Annotated in this window: 15 protein-coding genes and 2 pseudogenes; 7 read left to right on the top strand and 10 right to left on the bottom strand. The window is 46.7% G+C overall.

Annotation, left to right across the window (positions count from 1 at the left end; genetic code table 11):
• Positions 1-7: 7 nt before the first annotated feature.
• Both CI959_RS20640 and CI959_RS20635 read right to left on the bottom strand, forming a co-directional pair.
• Positions 8-1,123, bottom strand: coding sequence for an efflux RND transporter periplasmic adaptor subunit (locus CI959_RS20640; RefSeq protein WP_022192240.1), 1,116 nt, complete (start codon positions 1,121-1,123; stop codon positions 8-10).
• Between the two features lie 69 nt (positions 1,124-1,192).
• Positions 1,193-2,599 carry an efflux transporter outer membrane subunit gene (locus CI959_RS20635; protein WP_057316992.1) on the bottom strand — a complete coding sequence of 469 codons (1,407 nt, stop codon included), beginning with the start codon at positions 2,597-2,599 and terminating at the stop codon, positions 1,193-1,195.
• A 95-nt stretch (positions 2,600-2,694) separates the two neighbouring features.
• Between CI959_RS20635 and CI959_RS20630 the strand changes: the two genes are divergently transcribed.
• Both CI959_RS20630 and CI959_RS20625 read left to right on the top strand, forming a co-directional pair.
• Positions 2,695-3,174 (top strand): DUF456 domain-containing protein, encoded by a 480-nt coding sequence (locus tag CI959_RS20630; protein ID WP_057317036.1) that lies wholly within the window; start codon positions 2,695-2,697, stop codon positions 3,172-3,174.
• Positions 3,175-3,198: 24 nt separating this feature from the next.
• Positions 3,199-4,092: a D-isomer specific 2-hydroxyacid dehydrogenase family protein gene (locus CI959_RS20625; RefSeq protein WP_005858200.1), complete on the top strand. Its 894-nt coding sequence runs from the start codon at positions 3,199-3,201 to the stop codon at positions 4,090-4,092.
• A gap of 111 nt (positions 4,093-4,203) precedes the next feature.
• Here CI959_RS20625 and CI959_RS20620 read toward each other — a convergent pair whose 3' ends face one another.
• Complete coding sequence (locus CI959_RS20620; protein ID WP_057316993.1) at positions 4,204-6,492, bottom strand: NADP-dependent malic enzyme; 2,289 nt, start codon at positions 6,490-6,492, stop codon at positions 4,204-4,206.
• Positions 6,493-6,877: 385 nt separating this feature from the next.
• Here CI959_RS20620 and CI959_RS20615 point away from each other — a divergent pair, with 385 nt between their 5' ends.
• Both CI959_RS20615 and CI959_RS20610 read left to right on the top strand, forming a co-directional pair.
• Entirely contained in the window at positions 6,878-10,306 is a 3,429-nt protein-coding gene (locus CI959_RS20615; protein WP_057316994.1) for a SusC/RagA family TonB-linked outer membrane protein, read from the top strand.
• 37 nt (positions 10,307-10,343) lie between these two features.
• Positions 10,344-12,221 (top strand): SusD/RagB family nutrient-binding outer membrane lipoprotein, encoded by a 1,878-nt coding sequence (locus CI959_RS20610; RefSeq protein WP_036632504.1) that lies wholly within the window; start codon positions 10,344-10,346, stop codon positions 12,219-12,221.
• A 64-nt stretch (positions 12,222-12,285) separates the two neighbouring features.
• Here CI959_RS20610 and CI959_RS21990 read toward each other — a convergent pair.
• The 7 genes and pseudogenes from CI959_RS21990 to CI959_RS20575 form a co-directional block, all read right to left on the bottom strand.
• A pseudogene (locus CI959_RS21990) lies at positions 12,286-12,662 on the bottom strand (M28 family peptidase); the annotation flags it as partial.
• 301 nt (positions 12,663-12,963) lie between these two features.
• A complete protein-coding gene (locus CI959_RS20600) occupies positions 12,964-13,374 on the bottom strand; it encodes a hypothetical protein (protein ID WP_008779532.1) in 411 nt (136 codons plus the stop codon).
• A gap of 177 nt (positions 13,375-13,551) precedes the next feature.
• The gene (locus tag CI959_RS20595) at positions 13,552-14,178 is read right to left on the bottom strand and encodes a RadC family protein (RefSeq protein WP_226766859.1); all 627 of its coding nucleotides are present in this window, start codon (positions 14,176-14,178) and stop codon (positions 13,552-13,554) included.
• Positions 14,179-14,992: 814 nt separating this feature from the next.
• The gene (locus CI959_RS20590) at positions 14,993-16,213 is read right to left on the bottom strand and encodes a hypothetical protein (protein WP_050774793.1); all 1,221 of its coding nucleotides are present in this window, start codon (positions 16,211-16,213) and stop codon (positions 14,993-14,995) included.
• 114 nt (positions 16,214-16,327) lie between these two features.
• Positions 16,328-17,332, bottom strand: a complete 1,005-nt coding sequence (locus CI959_RS20585) for a HipA domain-containing protein (protein WP_008779536.1) — start codon at positions 17,330-17,332, stop codon at positions 16,328-16,330.
• Positions 17,329-17,655 (bottom strand): HipA N-terminal domain-containing protein, encoded by a 327-nt coding sequence (locus CI959_RS20580; RefSeq protein ID WP_008779537.1) that lies wholly within the window; start codon positions 17,653-17,655, stop codon positions 17,329-17,331. Before CI959_RS20580 ends, CI959_RS20585 begins: the two co-directional genes overlap by 4 nt.
• Before the next feature lie 18 nt (positions 17,656-17,673).
• Positions 17,674-17,871, bottom strand: coding sequence for a helix-turn-helix domain-containing protein (locus CI959_RS20575; RefSeq protein ID WP_010185038.1), 198 nt, complete (start codon positions 17,869-17,871; stop codon positions 17,674-17,676).
• A 191-nt stretch (positions 17,872-18,062) separates the two neighbouring features.
• On the opposite strand from CI959_RS20575, the gene CI959_RS20570 reads away from it, so the two are divergent.
• The 3 genes and pseudogenes from CI959_RS20570 to CI959_RS21985 all read left to right on the top strand — a co-directional run bounded on the left by CI959_RS20570 (position 18,063) and on the right by CI959_RS21985 (position 19,995).
• Complete coding sequence (locus CI959_RS20570) at positions 18,063-18,413, top strand: helix-turn-helix transcriptional regulator (protein WP_029257240.1); 351 nt, start codon at positions 18,063-18,065, stop codon at positions 18,411-18,413.
• Positions 18,406-19,629: pseudogene (locus tag CI959_RS20565) on the top strand (type II toxin-antitoxin system HipA family toxin). Before CI959_RS20570 ends, CI959_RS20565 begins: the two are co-directional and overlap by 8 nt.
• A 66-nt stretch (positions 19,630-19,695) precedes the next feature.
• Positions 19,696-19,995: a hypothetical protein gene (locus tag CI959_RS21985; RefSeq protein ID WP_009274831.1), complete on the top strand. Its 300-nt coding sequence runs from the start codon at positions 19,696-19,698 to the stop codon at positions 19,993-19,995.
• Positions 19,996-20,012 lie beyond the last annotated feature (17 nt).

The following is a 20,012-nucleotide window of genomic DNA, read 5'->3' as shown; positions in this document are numbered from 1 at the left end:
AGCTTGCTTATTTTATAGGTTTGATAGTCATGCCATCCCGTACCTTAAGCAGGGCAGAAGTGACATAGGGATCTTTGGGGCCGATACCGGCGGTCACTTGGCGAAGCGTATCGTCTACCAATTGGCCCACCTCGATAGGACGGTATCGTACGACATTGGAGTCGTTCACGATATAAAGGTACTTCCCTAATTGGTCGGTACCGATCGAGGCGTCGCGAACCAAGACCGCATTCGGCTGCTCGGCATACGGCAGGGTGATGGTGACATATAAGCCACTCTTCAATACATGCTTCGGGTTATCCAGATTGGCACGTACGTTCAGGGTACCGGTCGATAGGTCGATATTGGGGGATAGATAATCCAGCCGGCCCGTATACGCATTGCCGCCATCCTTGCCTATGCTGACGAGGATCTCGGTCGGAAGCTTCACGGTGCTATCGTTGCGGGCGGCTTCCAGCATCATCTTCATGAACTGGTTATCCTCGATATTGAAATTGGCGAACATCAAGTCGTCCTTGTATAAGGTGGCCAAGGTAACCGGCTGGACGGCTCCGTTGATGTAATTACCTATATCGTAGCTGGCCCGGGTAACCGCACCGTCGAAAGGCGCACGGATATAGCAATAGCTCAAGTTGGTCCGTGCGGTATTCAACTCCGCCTCGGCATTCTTCACGGCAGCCTCAGACTCCGATACGGTAGCCTCCGCTTGGATCACTTGTATCTGGCTTACGGCGCCGCTCTTAGCCGCCTCCTTCATACGCTCGTAGTTACTGCGTGCATATTCCAGCTGGGCTTTGGAGGTCTTTACGGAAGCCTCGGCTTGGGTGACGTTATCTTGATAGGTGTCCGGTTCGATCACGAAGATAAGATCGCCCTTCTTCACCCGGCTTCCGGCCTTGAGGTAAGAGGTACGCAAGTATCCGTTGACACGTGCGACCAAGTCTACTTTCAGTTGTGAACTAAGGTATCCGGGGTATTCTTTAGTCAAGGTAATGTCCCTCACGATCGGCGTGGATACGCTTATGGAGGGCACGGGCGTTTCCATCGGCTTGCTTTTCCCCTTGCAAGACGCCAGTAATAAGGCGGAGGCTCCGATAATCCCTATGTAAACAAATGTCTTCATATCTTTTGTCTTTAATGATTATTTATATTAATTGTTTGAGTGGGCTTTTGTTCGATCGGATCGAACGGCCTACATAGGATTCCATCCTCCGCCCAATGACTGATAAAGCTGTATCAAGTTCAGTAGTGAGCTACCTTGAGCCTGTGTCAATTGGTTCTGGTAGGTGAGGAGGGAGCGTTGCGCGTCCAGTACGTTTTGGAAAGGCGTAAGGCCCTGCTTATAGAGGTCAAGGGAAAGATCCAAGGTCTGTTTTCCTTGGTTTACCACTTCCCGGAGGGCTACGATCTGCTTGATCGAGTTCTTGTACGAGCTCATGGCGTTATCCACTTCCTGTACGGAGGTAAGCACGGTCTGGTTGAATTGCCGGATCGACTCGTCCAACTGGGCTTTCGCCAACCGGGTAGCCTGTATCTTCTGGGTGCCTTGGAAGAAGTTCCACGTAAGGGTAGGGGCGATCTCATAGGTCAAGCTATTATGATTCGCCAGCTTGTCGAAGTCGTGGGAGGCGAAACCGACCGAGCCTTTCACGAATACTTTCGGCCACCAATCGGACTTAGAGGCCCCGAGCGAGGCGGCAAGCGCATTGACCTGCCGTTCTGCCGCACGTACATCCGGACGGCGTAGCAACAGGTTGGCCGGTAGCCCTACACCGACCGGCTCGATATATTCCGGCAAGGAGGCCTCTGTCTCCATGATCTTTTGCAGATCGGAAGGGTACAGGCCTAGCAAGATCGCCAAGGAGTTTGTGTATTGGATGATACCGGCCTCCAGCATCGGTAGGGAGGCTTTCGTGCTGTAGTATACGGATTGCGCCTGCGCTACATCCAGTTTGGAGACTAGCCCGGTCTCATACCGTTTCTGGGTGATCTGTACGACGGTCTGTTGGGAGCGGCAGTTCTGTTGCGCTACCTTTACCTCTTGTTGCAGTTCCCTCATATTGATATAGGAGGAGGCTACTTGAGCGCAAAGGGAGACCATGGCGGCGTTGTATTCCTCTTTCGAGGCGGCGAAATTCTCTTTCTCCGCTTTCACCCGGTTCCGGATACTCCCGAATACGTCCACCTCCCAGTTCATATCTACGGTAGCGCTGGAATATTGGGTGATCGCCTTGGGTACCTGGTTGATATTGCCGCTACTTTGTTGCCGTGTCCATCCGGCGGAAAGCCCTAGGGTGGGCGAGTAGCTTCCTTGTGCCGACCGCAGGTTGGCTTTCGCCATGGCGATCCTGTCCATCGCCATTCGCACGGAATAGTTTTGTTTCACGGCTACTTCTATCAGCGAGTCCAGCAACGGGTCCTTAAAATTTCTCCACCAATTATCTTCTACGGGAAGTGTCTGCTGGAAATCACTTCCTTCCTCAGACCATGATCCGGGTAGGGCACGGTCTAAATACGTATGCTCTGTCTGCGCCATTATCCCGATCGGTACCAGCAAGCACAACAAAGCATAACATGTCAGGCGTAAATGTTTGTGCATAAATATATATGTTTAGATTTAGCTTTTAGCAAAACAGTTAAGGGTGGGAAATGTTTGTATCTTTGTCTATTTATATATCCCAAAAACTGAAATATATGGATATCTTATTGGTTATACTAGGCGTTATCTGTTTGTTGGTGGGATTGGCGGGGTGTTTTTTGCCGATCTTGCCGGGGCCGCCGGTGGCGTATTTGGCTTTGTGGCTGTTGCATTTTACGGGCTATGCGGAATTTACGGTTACGGAGTTGGTCGTGTGGGGATTGCTGGTCGTGTTGGCACAGGCGATGGACTATGTTACGCCCATGCTGGGGACTAAGTATAGCGGAGGGTCCAAGTGGGGAAATTGGGGATGTGCCGTGGGAACCGTGGCCGGCATATTCGTGTTTCCGCCTTGGGGAATCTTGCTGGGTCCTTTCGTGGGGGCTTTCGTTGGGGAACTTTTGGGAGGCAAGGCGTCCGGAGATGCGTTGAAGGCTAGTTTCGGGGCGTTCGCGGGTTTTTTATTGAGTGTCGTGCTGAAGGTTACCCTTTGCGGCTATTTTATTTATAGCTTTGTGAGAGGGATAATTAATTGAAGATGGTAATTAATAATGTGAGATATGTTTGAGAAAATAGTAGTGGTAGATTCTACCGGGTTGAATACATGGGGAGTGGAGCGTTTGAAGGAGCTTGGAAAAGAGGTTGTTTTTTATACCGGCATTCCGGAAACGGATGAGGAGATTGTGAACCGGATCGGGGACGCAGATTGCGTACTCGTCTCTTATAATACACAGATCCGGAGGAACGTGATCGAGGCTTGCCCGAATATCAAATACATCGGGATGTGCTGTACCCTCTATAGCGAGTCTAGCGCGAATGTGGATATAGCCGCCGCACGTGAGCGGGGGATAACGGTCTTGGGCATCCGCGACTATGGCGATGAGGGAGTCGTGGAGTATGTCATTAGCGAGCTGGTCCGTTTGTTGCATGGTTTCGGCGGGAAACAGTGGAGACATAAGGCGTATGAGCTGGGCGGGCAAAAAGTAGGCATCGTGGGATTGGGCCGCACCGGGAGAATGATCGCTGACGCTCTTCGTTTCTTGGGGGCTGAGGTCTATTATTTCAGCCGTACCCGTAAGCCGGATGCCGAGGCCGCCGGTATCGCTTACCTGCCTTTGCGGGAGTTGCTGCCGGAGGTGGATATTTTATGTACTTGCTTGCCTCGTAATACGATTCTTCTGGGGGCGGATGAGTTTCGTTTGTTCGGTAATCTGAAGATATTGATCAATACGTCGGTAGGGCCTACTTTCCGTGTCCCGGATTTACAACGTTGGCTTAGCGCACATAAGCGGAATTTCTTCTTATGCGATGAGGTCGGTATTGGGAATTATGCGGATACCTTGACGCAATTCGATAATGTCATATATACCCCGAAAGTCTCCGGCCACTCGGAGCAATGTATGGAGCGATTGTCGCAAAAGGTAATAGCGAATATCGAAAGCTATCTAAATTGACATGACCCTGTGTCAAAACTCTTGGTGGTCTATCTTTTAGACGCAGATGACGCGGATGACACGGATTTATTTTATTCTTATCCGTGTTATCCGCGTCATCCGCATCAAAACTTATCTGTTCTCTTTCTCGATCTGCTCTTGAACGATAGCGTCTACGACAGCTACGGTCGTCAGGTTCACGATATCACGGGTAGAGCTTTCTACGTCGGTGAAGTGGATCGGTTTGTTCAATCCCATCTGGATTGGGCCGATCGTCTCGGTGATACCCAGCGTATCCAATAGCTTGTATGCGCTGTTGGCGGAGCTTAGGTTCGGGAAGATCAAGGTATTCACGTCTTGCCCTTTCAACTTGTTGAACGGATACATATCGTCGCGCAACTTCTTGTCGAGGGCGAAGTTTACTTGCATCTCTCCGTCTACTACCATGTCCGGGTATGTCTTATGCAAGAAATCGATCGCTTCGTGTACTTTCAGCGGACTGCCCTGCTTGTCGGCCCCGAAATTGGAGTAAGACAACATCGCCATCACCGGCTCGTGAGCGAAGAACTTCACGGCGTCGTGCGTCAGGCGGGCGATATCGATCAATACCTCGGCCGACGGGTGACGGTTGATCAGCGTATCGGCCATAAAGAACGTACCCTTCTTACAAGTCAAGATGTTCAAGGCGCCGAAATGCTTGTAGCTCGGGCGGATGCCGATGATCTGTTCCGCCATCTTGGTAACCTCCGAGTAGCGGCTGTATACGCCCGTCACGAAAGCGTCAGCGTCGCCGGTAGCCACCATCATCATACCGAACGCATTGCGGTCTACCATCTTCTCGCAAGCCTCCGAGTAAGTCACGCCCTCACGTGCCTTCTTATCAGAAAGAATACGGGCGTAGCGGTGGCGGCGTTCCGTCTCGCGGTCGTGGCGGAGGTTGACGATCTCGATACCTTCCAGACTGATATTCTCCTCGGCGGCGATCTTGGCCAGACGCTCCTCGTTACCCAGCAAGATCGGGAAACAGATACCTTCCGCTTTCGCCTCGGCGGCGGCTTTCAGCATATTCACGTGGTTCGCCTCGGCGAATACCACCCGTTTTGGGTTCGCTTTCGCCATATCGGTGAACGAGCGCAATAGTTTGTTGTCGTATCCCATCATCTCACGTAAGTGGTTGGCGTAGCCCTCCCAGTCGGTGATCGTCTTGCGAGACACGCCCGAGTCGATAGCGGCTTTCGCCACGGCGCAAGATACACGGGTCAGCAAGCGGGGATCGAGCGCTTTCGGAAGGATATAGTCGCGTCCGAAAGTGGTTCGTTTCAGCTTATAGGCGGCGTTCACCACGTCGGGGACAGGCTCCTTGGCAAGGTCGGCGATGGCGTAGACGGCGGCCCGCTTCATCTCCTCGTTGATCGCCTTGGCGTGCGTATCCAAGGCGCCGCGGAAGATATAAGGGAATCCCAGCACGTTGTTGATCTGGTTCGGATAGTCGGAACGTCCGGTAGCGAAGATGATATCGTCCCGCGAGGCCATAGCGTCGGCGTAGGAGATCTCCGGGTTCGGGTTCGCCAAGGCGAATACGATCGGGTCGGCATTCATGCTACGTACCATCTCCTTGGTCAATACGTTCGCCACGGAGAGGCCCAAGAATACGTCGGCTCCCACCACGGCCTCCTGCAAGGTCTTGATCGGACGGTCGGTAGCGAACTCCCGCTTGGCGGCGTTCAAGTCCGGGCGACTGGTAGAGATGACGCCCTTGCTGTCGCACATGACGATATTCTCCTTGCGCGCTCCCAGCATCACGTACAGTTTCGTACATGAGATGGAGGCGGCTCCGGCGCCGTTCACCACGATCTTCACGTCCTCGATCTTCTTGCCGGCGATCTCCAAGGCGTTGATCAGCCCGGCGCCGGAGATGATTGCCGTACCATGCTGGTCGTCGTGCATGACGGGGATATCCAGCTCGTTCTTCAGGCGAGTCTCGATCTCGAAACACTCCGGTGCCTTGATATCCTCCAAGTTGATTCCTCCGAACGTGGGCGAGATCGCCTTCACGGTCTGGATAAACTTCTCCGGATCTTTCTCGTTCACCTCGATATCGAATACGTCGATGCCTGCGAATATCTTGAATAGCAATCCCTTGCCTTCCATCACCGGCTTACCGGCCAAGGGACCGATATCGCCCAGCCCGAGTACGGCGGTACCGTTGGAGATTACGGCTACCAAATTACCTTTCGCCGTATATTCGTACGCGTCCAGCGGATTCTTCTCGATCTCCAGACACGGCTCGGCTACGCCCGGCGAATAAGCCAGGGATAAATCCGTTTGCGTGCTATGAGGCTTTGTCGGGATAACCTCGATCTTACCCGGTTTGCCCTCGGCATGGTACCGAAGGGCCTCCTCTTTTGTAATCTTTGCCATAGATGTTTTTATTAGTTGTTTTTTGACTGTCCTATTTGAAACCACCGCGAAAGTAACAAATTATTATGAGTTCGCTTGGTTTTGCTTACAAATAGTTGCTTATGTTTTCCTTAATAAGTGAAAAAGAATAAGCAAAAAAAGGCTTGGGTGCATACCGGAGGTTTGCGTACAACTTAGTTCCACCATATTCAAATAGTATACTCGAAACTTATAGGGTGAAGGTATCAGGTATTTTCAATTTAGAACAGAGTAGTCATGGTACTTAAGTGAAAAATCAATAAAACACGAAATACACCAACCACAGAACTTTAGATTTCAACGCCAAACAATAGACGCTGTTTCGCCAAGAGATAGTTAATTTTATTACCATAAAAAATCATTAGTTATGTTGAAAAACTTTAAGCCGGTCAATCTAATCCTCGTAGTGGGAGCTATGGCGTTGCCTGTAAGCGCATATGCCGACTTGGTACCGGAGAAACTAGACGTAAGTATTTCCTTGCAGAGCGGAAAAGTAACGGGAGTTGTAGAGGATAATTTCGGGCCTGTAGCCGGAGCGTCTGTAGTAGTAAAAGGCACAACCAATGGAACGATTACCGACATGAACGGTAACTTCTCGTTGGAAGGAGTAAATAACGGAGACTTGATCCAGATCTCCTTTATCGGATACATGACCCAAGAGCTTATCTACAAGGGGCAGGCCATCAGCGTAAAGCTTGCCGAGGATACGCAAAAACTGGACGAGGTAGTTGTTACCGCCTTGGGTATGAAACGCTCGGAAAAATCCCTAGGCTACGCCATGAAAGAGATAAAAGGCGACGAATTGAACGCTAACTTGATTAACCCGGTAGCCGCCTTGCAAGGTAAAGTGGCCGGTTTGGAAATCTCAGGTTCGGATGGTGGTATGTTCGGTTCCTCTAAAGTTCAGATCCGCAGTGCTTCCACATTAGGAAAGAACAACCAGCCGATCTATGTGATCGATGGCGTGATCTTGGACAACTCCATCAAGGAAGGTAATCCGGACTGGGACTCCAACCCCAATGACTACGGTAACGAGTTGAAAAACTTGAACCCGGATGACTTCGAGTCTGTATCCGTATTGAAGGGAGCGGCGGCCACAGCCCTCTATGGTTCCCGCGGTTTGAACGGCGCGATCGTGATCACGACCAAAAGCGGCAAGAGCGGACAAGGACTGGGTATCAATATCTCACAATCATTCGGTATGGATGTGATAACCCAAACACCTAGTTTCCAAAACGAATTCGGTAACGGTATCATTGCAGGTAACGTAGATTACGGCGATAAAAACGCTAATGGAGACTATTACATCTATGACAACTTCGGACAATATCCTACCAACGCAAATGGTCAATTCTCATTGATGAACGATCAAGGTATGTCGTGGGGACCCGCATTCGATGGACGTGAGATACAATACTATGACGGTTCCACAAGAGCCTACTCTCCCGTAAAGAATAACTTCCACAAGGCATATCAAAAAGGATTCAGTTCGAATACAAACGTGGCGATCAGCGGAGGCAATGAGAAAACGACATTTTATACCTCATTGTCTTACAGGCATGTAGATGGTACGACTCCGAATAATAGCTTCGACCGTATCTCCTTCCTAGGCAAGGCCTCGCACATGTTCCACCCCAAAATCAAACTGGAAGCCAGTATGTCGTTCGCCAACTCTATGCCAAAGAACTCTCCGATCAACATTGGAGAGAACTTCGCAAGCGGCGTGTGGGGACGTTCATATGATCCATCAACTGCAAAGGACAAATATAAAGGCGTACACGGAGGTTTGGCCAGCTCAAGCTATGGCGATGAGTATGGTAATATGCCGGGAATCGGTACTTGGTGGAGCGTCTATGAGAACGATTACCGACAAAAAGAGATCTCAGTCCGTCCTGTCGTGAAATTAAATATCGACCTATTGGATTGGTTGAAGTTTAACGTGAAAGGTAGCTACAACTACTACTATACCCGCTTTGAGAACAAGCAACCCGGCTCCGGTTACGCCAATGAAGGAGGTTACTATGGTATCGGACAGACCACTAAGGAACAAACTAACTTGAATGCCAACTTTATGTTTAACAAGACTTTTGGCGACTTTACGGTGAATGGTTTCTTACATGGTGAATTCTACGAGAACTTCCAGCAGGCACAGTCGATGAACACGAATGGTGGCCTGATCGCTCCCAACCAATATTTTATCGAAAACTCAAAGCAAACACCCACTTATGGCGCAAAGGTAGAAGACCGCAAGAAGATGTTGTCCGTAGCTTTCCAAGTCGGCGTTAACTGGAAAGACCAAATCTTCTTGGACGTAACCGGACGTAACGACTGGTCTTCTACCTTGGTTTACGCCGATGGACACGGATCATATTCCTATTTCTACCCATCCGTAAACGGATCGTGGTTGATCTCAAGCACGTATCGCGATCAGTTACCGGAATGGATTTCTTTCGCTAAGATTCGCGGTTCATGGGCGCAAGTTGGTAACGATACAAGTCCTTACATCATCAACACGGCATACCAAATCAACACATCCACGTTAAACGGGACAAACTATTATGGCATGTCATTGCCGGGAACCATGTACGACCAAGATTTGAAGCCAGAGCGTAAGAACGCTTGGGAAATTGGCTTGGATTGGCGCTTCCTAAACAACCGGATCGGTTTGGACGCTACCTATTATAAAGAGAACACGAAAGACCAGATCATGGAAATCTCGGTTCCGGCCGTATCTGGTATCACCAAGCAATTGATCAACGCCGGTAACATCCAAAATAAAGGCGTGGAGTTGGCCTTGAACACGATCCCGTTCCAGAATCAAGACTGGGAGTGGACATTGGACTTTACTTGGACAAAGAACATGAACAAAATCGTGGAATTGCACGAGAATGTGGCGGATTATATTACACTGGCCGGTGATGTCGCCTATGGGAACTACCGTATCGGTTCCGTGGCTAAGGTAGGGGCCTCATATGGAACCCTGATGACAGATAGCTATTATAAATTCGATAAGTCATCCGGTTTGCCCATGTTGGTTTGGACAGACGGGACACGCCGTTCTCATTACCTGCGAAACGAAGCGAAGATCGTTGAGATCGGTTCCATGATTCCTGATTTCCTTGGATCAATATCTACCGGATTGAAATATAAGAACTGGAGTTTGAATATCTCATTGGATATGCGTTTTGGAGGAAAAGTAGCTTCCTATAACTCCCGCTACGGTACGGCCTATGGCTTCATGGAAGAATCCTTGAAAGGGACACCGGGACATGGCGGTGTCACTTGGACATCCAAATTCGATGGAAAGACTTATAACGACGGTATCATCCCACAAGGTATCATCCCGCAAGGCACGCAAATCACGCAACCCGATGGTTCGATCTATACTGTTGGAGCGGGTGGAGTGTCTTCTGCCGGACAGTCTTATCAAGAATTGTTCGATAAGGGCGTGATCGAACCGACACACGCTTCGGCATGGACATATCGCAACAACGCTTGGACTATGGCCGGTCGCGATTATGGTGTGGTAAATAACTCATGGGTGGAAGACTTGAACTATATCGCATTGTGCGACATTTCTTTAAGTTACCGCCTGCCTAGTACCGCTTGCGAGAAAATCAAGGCTAAACATTGCGTATTGACGTTGAATGGGCACAACTTGGGTTACTTATTGAACTCATTGCCAAACAACATCAATCCGGAGTCCGTTTCCGGTACAGCTGCCGCCGAGTTCCGTATCCGTTCTCTGACGGGTGTTACCTCCAGTTTCACGTTCACGGTAAATGTAGGTTTCTAAATTCATTGATTAACGCATAAAATTAAAGAATAAGAATATGAAAAAATATCACTATATAACATCTTTGTTATTAGCTGGATCATCTTTGTTGATGAGTGGTTGTCAAGATGATTTCTCCGAATTGAAACAAGATCCCTCGACGGTGACAAAAGGCGATATCGGCTATTTGTTTGCCCAAGGGGTTTTGGATTTTGAACCATCCGATTATACCTATTGGTTTTATAATGCAGACCAGATGTATCAATGGACACAGTTGTTGGTCAGCACAGGGGGCGTGACCTCTACCGTATTTGACGGTGGTATGAATCCCGGATTCAAATCAATCGATGTATTGAAATATGCCAATGAGATCAAGTACGTTCGCTCTCAAATGTCGGAAGAGGAAAGCGCCCAATATGAAGCCTACGAAGCTGCCATTAATGTCTTGTGCGCTTATATGGGAATCTTCGACTCCGATTTCATCGGAAATATTTCTCACACGGAGGCTGCACAAGCGTTGCATGGTGGAACTTTGACACCGAAATATGACAGCGTGGAACGCTTGTATGAGCTGTGGCTGAACAATATGGACGAAGCGATCACGACTTTCACGACAGCCCAAAATCAAGTGTTCGAGGGAGCGCAAGACGCTATTTACAACGGTCAGAAAGAGAAATGGGCGAAACTGGCGAATTCCTTGAAATTGAAGATTGCGGCTCGTTTGATCTCTCAAAACCGTCAGAAAGCGATCCAAATCGCCGAACAAGTAGCTAATGCCTCCTGTGGCGTGTTGAATGGCACGGATGATGATTTCTTGTTCAACAAGGCTACTTACAATTCATCCAACCAAGATAAGACCTACCACTGGAACAATGGCATTTTGCAAAGTGTGGGAGGCTCGAAGACGCTGATCGACTTCATGGTTAACAACCGTGACCTGCGTGTCCGTTTCGTTTTTCAAAAAAATGAATGGAATTCCAATGTCGTACAGTTATTCTTCGATGCTGGCAAGCAGGCACAAATTCCTCACTATATCATGGAGAGCATCGATTATTCAGTAAGAGCTGACGGTAAATATAAATTCAACGCTTGGAAAGGAGCCGGAGAACCATGGGTACGTTACCAAGGATTCCCATTGGATTACAATGCCGGACAACAAGCTGGTAAATTTGGGGATTGGTTCAATTATAATATTAATTGTAAATACAATGATGATTATATCTATGAACCATTCTCTCGCTTCCAACAAGAGCAAGTTTACGGTCGAATAGACTTTACTTATCCGGTTGCGGCAGGAGATCCTGTGATCCAAGACATCGAAGACAATCCTTGGTATGGTATGTATATGACAACAGCCGAGGTGAACCTGTATCTGGCTGAGTTCAAGTTATTGGGAGCGAACCTGCCCGGATCGGCCCAAGATTATTTCAATAAAGCGCTTCGCGCTTCTGTTGAGGAATACGACCGTTTGGCTCGCTCGAATAAGATCCCGTATTACGGTACGACTTACAACTATGATCCAAACGAGAAACCTATTGATTTGGTAGCAGGCGAGATCGATGAGATGATGTCTTATAAAGACTATCAGTTGACAGGAAACAAGGCTTCTGATTTGGAAAAGGTATATATCCAACAAATCTTACATTTCTTGATGTCTCCGATAGACGCTTACTCGACCGCCCGTCGTTCCGGCGTGCCTAAGATAGGATCTTCAATTTTCCCACGTATGGATTATAGCGCTAATGGTTATCCCGTGACCAATATCCCGCGTCGTGTAGCATTGAACGCACCGAATCCAACAGACTTGATGTATGATAACTTGATCGAGGCTTATAAAGAACAGGGCTTAAGCGTTGGCTCCGGCGACATATTGAATAGCGAGCGTATTTGGCAGGACACCAATGCGCCGCAATGGGGAGCTGGTCCGATCCTTTAATGCACTCAAGACAATGTTAAATATAAAGAGAGGATAGCGGCATCCTCTCTTTATATTTAACTGTCTAAAACTCCTTATCGTTAGTCACAGGCCCACATACTCGAGAAAGAAGCTTTCGTGATAATATCGACTCCCTTATCCCAATTGATCCGATCCGCATGATCGTCCGGTAAGTTGTAGTAGGGACGAGGATCGGTATGATGCCAGGTGATAGGAATACCCACCTTGGCGAACGATTCGCTATCGTCTCACGCTGAATTATCCCATGGACGATAATCCATTGTCAGATTCAAGTCGTATCTCTTGATATCGTTCTTCTGCCAACCACCGAAAGCAGGGTACACTTTCATGAAGAGATAAACCATATGGGTAGGCTTCCTCATTATTGTTACAACCGATCATATCGAAATTCAAATATCCTTTCATATTCCTTATCTCCGGTAACACGACTTTATTTAAACTTTGATTAATGTGTACAATACTTTGGTAATTTTTCACCGAAATATTAATTAAGTCATTCGCTTACTTTTGCGTTTTATGCGTTAACAATCGGTGTAGCCTGTATACGGCGACACTTCTTCATCGTTATTTTTCATACAGTAAAGACACTTGGCTGTAACTTGCCATTTGCGGAATACTGGAACCTTTGCCGGGCAAAAAGCCGGACCTGGATCGGAGGAAAAGAATAGGGGGGAGGCAACCCACAGAAAGGGCGATCCGATACAATCAATAAATTAACCAGCTACACCCTTGCTCGAGCGAAATAATCCATCATAGCCACTACAAATCTAAGTAACGGTACCAGTACACCTATTACATATATTATAGCGTATCCCCCAAGGACAAAAGGTAATATTTTACGATAAAGACATGCTATAGCAAGTAATATAAACGAGAAGGAAAAGCCATAAACCCCTATTTGAAAACCGGGCATCAATTCATAAACAGGTACGGGTTCCGGATGAAGCATGGCACCGACCACGATAGAATAAAGGCTTGTCAATAATATAAGCAGCGTATATAAGCAACTCTTAAGAATCCTGGGATCATTCCTTTTACAATAGAGAATCGTTCGGATATCACTCCTAAGAAACTCAATACCCAGTAAGAGAGCCACCATAACGCTTGTATCAAAAGCAGAAAATATATTCATTCCGATTACCTTTAACGTGAAGATATGTATTTATTCTGAAAAGCTACGTCTTTGCGTATTTTACGATATCGTATCCGATAGTCAGAAAAGCATTTTTGGGGCTCTTTTTTGGGGATGACTGCCAAAAAAGAACCCCGAAGCTGAAATTCAGGCAGACGGGATTCCTCCCGTCCATCTTTACCTTTTTTGCAATCTTCCCTCGTCCGCATAGCTATAATATATATTACCGGCAACAATCACATGATCTAACAGACGGATGTCTAATGTTTCAGCGGCTTTTTTAACCGCTTCCGTCAAGCGGTCATCCGCACTGCTAGGCTTGCGTGCTCCTGACGGGTGGTTATGCACCATGATAAAAGATACGGCGTTATAATACAATGCCTGCTTCATGATAACCCGTATATCCACAGGGGCGGTATTTATCCCACCGCATGAGATACGGACTTTACGGATGAGTTTGGACGAGCTGTTCAACAACAGCACCCACATCTCTTCAGTAGTGATATCGCACAAAACGGGATGCATCATTTTACAAACATTACCGCTGGACAAAACCGCGGGATTTTCGACTTGTCCTTCTTTCAGCCGTTTATACAGCTCAATCGCCGCATAAGCGACTTTTTTACGGCTGGGTGTCAATGTTTCCAGTACATCAGACAAAAACAACCCGTCCATTTCCATCTGTTCATACTTATATTCCTCATGTTTCAGTTTCTCACTGTTCGTCAAGACATAGATCAACTCGCTGTTTTCCATCACCCGATAAACGTCATTCACCTCAAATACGGTTCTCTTCGTTTTCATACTGCCAAAAATTAAAAGATTAATACTCGCAAACATCGCTTGTCGCCCCAACCATAAATTTTTCCTCAACTGATTGGGAACAGTGCTTTGAAGAGAAAGCGGAAAGACGGATATTAGGACGGGATTGAACTGGTAAATACTACCTTCCCAAAGGGAAGGCTGGAGATTTGGCTTTTCAATATCGGACGTTCCGCCCCCGCCTACCTTCGCAATGTTCCTATCAGTTCAGGAAAAAATCATCATACCTCTCTTCCGGCATAGCCGGAGCATAAAGCGTTAGGGATAGCAGGGAAAAGCCCGGAGGGTAACGAGGACTTGCAACGGATAGCCCGCCCGAAAGGGAACGCCCTAGAAATAAGTTTAGCGTAAAAGAGCAAGACACCCTTTCAGGCATATTAAAAACCGTAAAATTCAACATCTACTTCCGGAAAATATTTTTCCGAAAGTAAGTATGGAGCGTGTGAAGGGAAAATTCATTTTCCCGGTCATTTCTTTGTATGTAGTTTTTCGGGGAATATAAAGGGTTAGGGTTTTAGGTATACTTATGTAATATGGTGGATCATTTTACACAGCTATCAGGCTTTTTTAGAAGATTCCGTTTCTTTATTCGACTATATAACAATCATGTACTGACTTACCCCCCTATCACTCCTTTCTTGAAAAGAGTGGATACTTTCACACAGCTATCACTATATTACGGACGGTTGTACACAATTGGAGCAGGAAAGAGGGACGGTCGCATACAGCTGGAAGTAAAGAACGGGACATCTGTACACAACTAAAACAGCAAAAAAAACGTGAAAAGTGAACGATTTTACACAGTTGGGGACTTTCTATCAGCACCACTCTTTGAAGAAATGAATTTTTCCGGATCAGGAACTTCCTGCTGCCTCTCTGGTGTCCACCCTTCGGGAAACCTGCCGAAAACAGCCACAAAATCATTTATATATAATTGCTTTTTCTTCTCGATATTTTCAGAGAAATTGGCCCACTGAAGGAACTCGCCATACAGTTCCTTATCATTCTCCTGTTCTTTCACTTCCTTTCCTCTGGATTCCAACTCTATCTCAGGATAAACCAGCTCCACATATAACTTAAGCAGGCTCTTATAAAATCGCTTCGTCACGACCGCATACTGTCCTTCATCGAAATAACGCAACGTATCTTGGGGAAACGAGAACAAAACGGTATAAGCCCATCTATCATGCTCACCTTTGATGAAGGAAAAGTTGAAATTGGTATATTTCAGGTAGCCGTTCATCTTCGTAAGTATCGAGGCGATTTTCTTTTTCCGATATTTGGGTTCAGCTATTTCTATCCCCAACCTCTTAGCCAGCTGATCGACTGTCAGCACATAGAAAGGAGTTTCGTTATTCTTGACTTTATACTTGATCAGGTAAATCATCTTGGATAGCTCCAAGTAAAAATAACGATAACGGCTGGGTAAGTTTCGATAATCCTGAAGTTCCAAGAGGTTATAGAGCGAAAACATGAAGTCTTTAATCTCCGGGCTTATCACCGCCGAATACAGCCTTTTCGTCGATTTCTTTGTCTCGAAGTCGGAAACAATATCAAATCGTTTCAAGATCTGCACGAAGTTATAAGATGTACGGCCATCTTCACCGGCTACCGGATAATACAAGTTCTCCAATCCCAATTTATAGATCGCCGCCTCAAATACCGTCTCTATCGGGTGAGTGACCGATTTCCCTGCCGTACCGGCAACTACATATTTCGGGGGTGTCCTGCTTCCGAACATAGCTGTCAACTGCTCTTCGGTCAGTTTCCGCTGTAAGTTGGTACGGTTATAACCCATCTTGTGGCAAAAATCCTCCACAGAGAACCAAGAGGTACCGAACAGGTCTTTCAGGTGATGGCTGCTCAGGTATATGATAAGATCCAGCATGACATTGCCACCTGCCTCATACAACCGTTCTATCAGGTCGGAATTATAATTTTCCCCAAGAATCCTGGGAACACGATCAGTTCTTTTGCCATGACAATACTTAAAAATCAATCCTCTCTCTGCTTTCATTGCCACAATGATAGACATACCGGGGCACATACACATCATCATTATCACTTTACTTTAAAGATACGAACAATATGAAAAACAAAGATATAATTTACCGATAAGCCTTACCACTTTTTATTGCAAAGAAAGCATCTTACACCTGTAGCTCATAGACAACCTGTATTGCTTTTTCAGTTCTTCTGATAGGAAAGACCGATCTATCAATGCCTGCACCAACGGTTTCTCATGAATAAACCCATCAATTTCACGCTTTATCAATTTATCGCCCAACCCTATGCGCCGCCCAAATTCCTCGAAATCCTTCCGACCTACCCGATGGGTATCCCCCAAATTCATCCCCTCTTTGAACAATCCTTTATCAAGAGCGAATCTCCTGGGTTCAGTCAAATGCAATGAGGTGTTTATCAGGTTATATGCGGGAGAAAGCCGATATTCATCTCCACTATTAATCAGCGAGAAATTTTTCAGATGCGCATCGTCATTCAAAGAGATGAAATTAAATACAATCAACCTGAAGAAACGAAGTATATCAATCCGGGCAGCTTTTACATATTTCTGTATTATCTCCGCACACTCTTCATAACTGCCATTGCAATATTTATAATCACTTCCGCCATTCGCTTTCGTATATCCCATCAGTGCCGCAAAATCCTCTTGCTGAGATTTTTTCCCGTCATGAACATCAAACCGCCGTGTCAAATAAGCGGCTTCATCATTATTGAAAAAGCAAAGCCCGTTGGCCGCCGTTTCTATTCCATATACCTGTGCCGCTATTTGCATGGTCAAATGCTCATTGGCAGCGCAATAATCCCGGTTCAGTATATGGTAACTGCTGGGACACGGCTTCAATATATATGTTCCCTGCTCGCCTTCCTGTGTATAACGAAGATACGATTCCTGTTCATCAACAATTACCGAATACTTGGGCTGTACGCCCGACAGTGAGATTCGCTTCGCGTTTCGTATAGCTTCATTGGCTTCTTTACTGTTGGTCGAAGGGCTTGGCACTCTCAAATAATGAGATACCATTTTATCGTCAAACATTTTTTTACGTGCGGCAGGAGAATGAGTATCGAACCCTTCCGCCAGTGTTGAAGGACAAACCGTCAAGGTGATCATGGCAATACAGGTTTAATGGTTACGGCACCTATGGTATCATAGTGGGCGGTGGCCAGCAGTATACCAAAGTCATCTTCGGCATCGACGTGCAATAACTGAGATTGCAATTTCCGGTTTTCACCTTCCGACAACATATTAAAGAAGAACGGGAACAAGACCGTTGACCGATACGGTTCTTCACGCAATGGAAGAGTCAAGCTGACCGATGGACAATCCCCTTTCTCCAAATAAGAAGAATCATAGATAAATGTATATTCTCCATTATCCTCTTCTGTCAACATTCCGGCTTTAATGCCGTGCAAATAAACCTCACATTGTCTCATTTCAATTAACCGTTAAATTCAACTTTTCAATTCGATAGTCATTTGAAGCCCAAGCGTGTCAAGTATGGAAAGCAATGTTTTCAATTTAGGGTTACCTTCTCCACGCTCGATGGCCACCAGCGTATTGATACCCACGCCTGCCAGTTCGGATAACTCCAGCTGATTAACCCTCAAACTCTTCCTGCGTTCCCTGATAATCTTTCCTATCTCTTTCATATTCACAGTATATTGTGATTTTTCGACAAAAATACCAATTTAAAACATGAAAAACAAATAAAATCACAATGTGTTGTGATTTTATTAAATCCATCTATGTTCAAAAAAGAATAACAGATAAATCTAGACAACCATAATCATTTTATTTATATAGATTAACTCTAATATTCAAGATTAATCCATCTATTTATATAGATTATTTGTATATTTACAAAAAAGGAACAACCATGTGGAATGAAATGAGCAACCCGGCTGTATTGGTGAAAATCGGCCAACGCATCAAAGAGACACGTATCAGGCAGCACATCACGCAGGAAGAACTGGCAACGGCTTCCGGTGTAAGCCCCTTGACCGTTGCGAACATCGAGAAAGGCAAATCGGTATCGCTGCTGTTGTTCATCAGTGTACTTCGTTCACTCGGCCTTTTGGAGAACCTGGAACAACTGGTACCGGAAATCCGGATCAGCCCGATAGAACTCAAAAAACTGCAAGGGAAAAAACGTTACCGTGTACGCCATTTAAAACAAGATAGCCATGAATGATTTAATAGTAGACGTGAAGCTGTGGGGAGAAAGCGTAGGTTCTCTCTATTGGGAAAAGGAAAGCAATTCTGCCTTGTTCGACTATGAACGGAAGTTCATCCGCTCTGGTCTTGACATTTCTCCTATCATTATGCCCATTGCCCAGTACAGAAACACGCCCTACCAGTTCCTTGAAAACCGTACGGACTGTTTCAAAGGGTTGCCCGGATTGTTCGCCGATTCACTGCCGGATACTTTCGGAAACCAGATCATCAACGAGTGGTTCGCCAGCCGGGGATTGTCCGGAGAAGAGATCACCCCTTTAGACAGGCTTTGCTATGTAGGTAAACGTGGTATGGGCGCACTGGAGTTTGAGCCGTACTCACCGATCAACGGCATGAACGAGTCATCGGTCCTCCATATCGAGGAACTGACGGAGCTTGCCAAATCCATATTCACGGACAGGAAAGCATTTCAGGCCCAACTGCGTCAGGAAGGAAGAAACATACTGGACATACTGAAAGTGGGGACATCCGCCGGAGGTGCCAAGCCCAAAGCAATCATCGCCTATAACGATATCACCGGAGAAGTACGCTCCGGACAGGTAAAAGCCCCCGAAGGCTTCGGGTACTGGCTATTGAAATTTGATGGTGGCAAATACAGCGAACACACGCAGATAACGGACAATCCACGAGGAATAGGTAACATCGAATATGCCTATCACCGGATGGCAAAAGCCTGCGGTATCGATATGATGGAATGCCGGTTACTTCAGGAAAAAGAGTCATGCCACTTCATGACACGTCGTTTCGACCGTGTGGAAAACGGAGAGAAGATCCATGTACAAACATTAGCCGGGATTGCCCACTATGACCGTGACTAACGCCGTTCATACGAAGAGATCTTCCGTTTCATGCGGCAGATGAACCTGCCCTATCCGCAACAAGAAGAACTATACCGGCGTATGGTGTTCAACGTCATGAGCCGGAACCATGACGACCATAGCAAGAACTTCTCTTTCCTGATGGATAAACAAGGGAAGTGGAAACTGTCTCCTGCATACGACCTCTGCTACTCATACACACCGGGCGGCAAATGGACGAACCGTCACCAACTGTCACTCAATGGCAAACAAGACAATTTCACGATGGAAGATCTGCAAAAAGTGGGAGAGAACATGGGTATCCGGGAACACAAACAGATTATCGAAAAGGTACAGGAAACCGTATCGCACTAGCTTGAAACAGCCAAGGATTGCGGGGTCAAACCGGAACACGCTGATTTTATCGGAAAAAATCTGCTCTTGTTCGGTAAGCAACCGCATACGATCCAAATGCCGAATATTGTCAACGAACAAGAACAGACCTTCATAAAGGCTATGCGAGATGATGACTTCAACACCATCCTGGAGTTGAAGATGAAAGGATATCAGCCATCGGATAACGTACTGAAAAGCCTCCAGCCGGATATATCATCCACCACCTTTATCGCTGCCGCCAAAATATTCCAAATGGAAAGAATGCTAAAAAGTATTCAGGACATAAAGCCTGCTCAAAGCCCAATTATAGACGGGAATAAGCGAAGCATGGAATTGGGAGGTTAGTACACAAAGACATCTCG

Source organism: Parabacteroides sp. AT13 (genome assembly GCF_002272965.1).
Classification (GTDB): domain Bacteria; phylum Bacteroidota; class Bacteroidia; order Bacteroidales; family Tannerellaceae; genus Parabacteroides; species Parabacteroides distasonis.
Note: the sequence above shows the minus strand (reverse complement) of the source record. Positions and strands in the feature narration are given on the sequence as shown.

Excerpts from the sequence above, each read along its gene's own strand:
- CI959_RS20600 (WP_008779532.1), bottom strand. The coding sequence starts at position 13,374 with ATGAATATATTTTCTGCTTTTGATACAAGCGTTATGGTGGCTCTCTTA.
- CI959_RS20640 (WP_022192240.1), bottom strand. The coding sequence starts at position 1,123 with ATGAAGACATTTGTTTACATAGGGATTATCGGAGCCTCCGCCTTATTA.
- CI959_RS20630 (WP_057317036.1), top strand. The coding sequence starts at position 2,695 with ATGGATATCTTATTGGTTATACTAGGCGTTATCTGTTTGTTGGTGGGA.
- CI959_RS20590 (WP_050774793.1), bottom strand. The coding sequence starts at position 16,213 with ATGAAAGCAGAGAGAGGATTGATTTTTAAGTATTGTCATGGCAAAAGA.
- CI959_RS20620 (WP_057316993.1), bottom strand. The coding sequence starts at position 6,492 with ATGGCAAAGATTACAAAAGAGGAGGCCCTTCGGTACCATGCCGAGGGC.
- CI959_RS20615 (WP_057316994.1), top strand. The coding sequence starts at position 6,878 with ATGTTGAAAAACTTTAAGCCGGTCAATCTAATCCTCGTAGTGGGAGCT.
- CI959_RS20595 (WP_226766859.1), bottom strand. The coding sequence starts at position 14,178 with ATGAAAACGAAGAGAACCGTATTTGAGGTGAATGACGTTTATCGGGTG.
- CI959_RS20580 (WP_008779537.1), bottom strand. The coding sequence starts at position 17,655 with ATGAGACAATGTGAGGTTTATTTGCACGGCATTAAAGCCGGAATGTTG.
- CI959_RS20610 (WP_036632504.1), top strand. The coding sequence starts at position 10,344 with ATGAAAAAATATCACTATATAACATCTTTGTTATTAGCTGGATCATCT.
- CI959_RS20635 (WP_057316992.1), bottom strand. The coding sequence starts at position 2,599 with ATGCACAAACATTTACGCCTGACATGTTATGCTTTGTTGTGCTTGCTG.
- CI959_RS20625 (WP_005858200.1), top strand. The coding sequence starts at position 3,199 with ATGTTTGAGAAAATAGTAGTGGTAGATTCTACCGGGTTGAATACATGG.
- CI959_RS20585 (WP_008779536.1), bottom strand. The coding sequence starts at position 17,332 with ATGATCACCTTGACGGTTTGTCCTTCAACACTGGCGGAAGGGTTCGAT.
- CI959_RS20575 (WP_010185038.1), bottom strand. The coding sequence starts at position 17,871 with ATGAAAGAGATAGGAAAGATTATCAGGGAACGCAGGAAGAGTTTGAGG.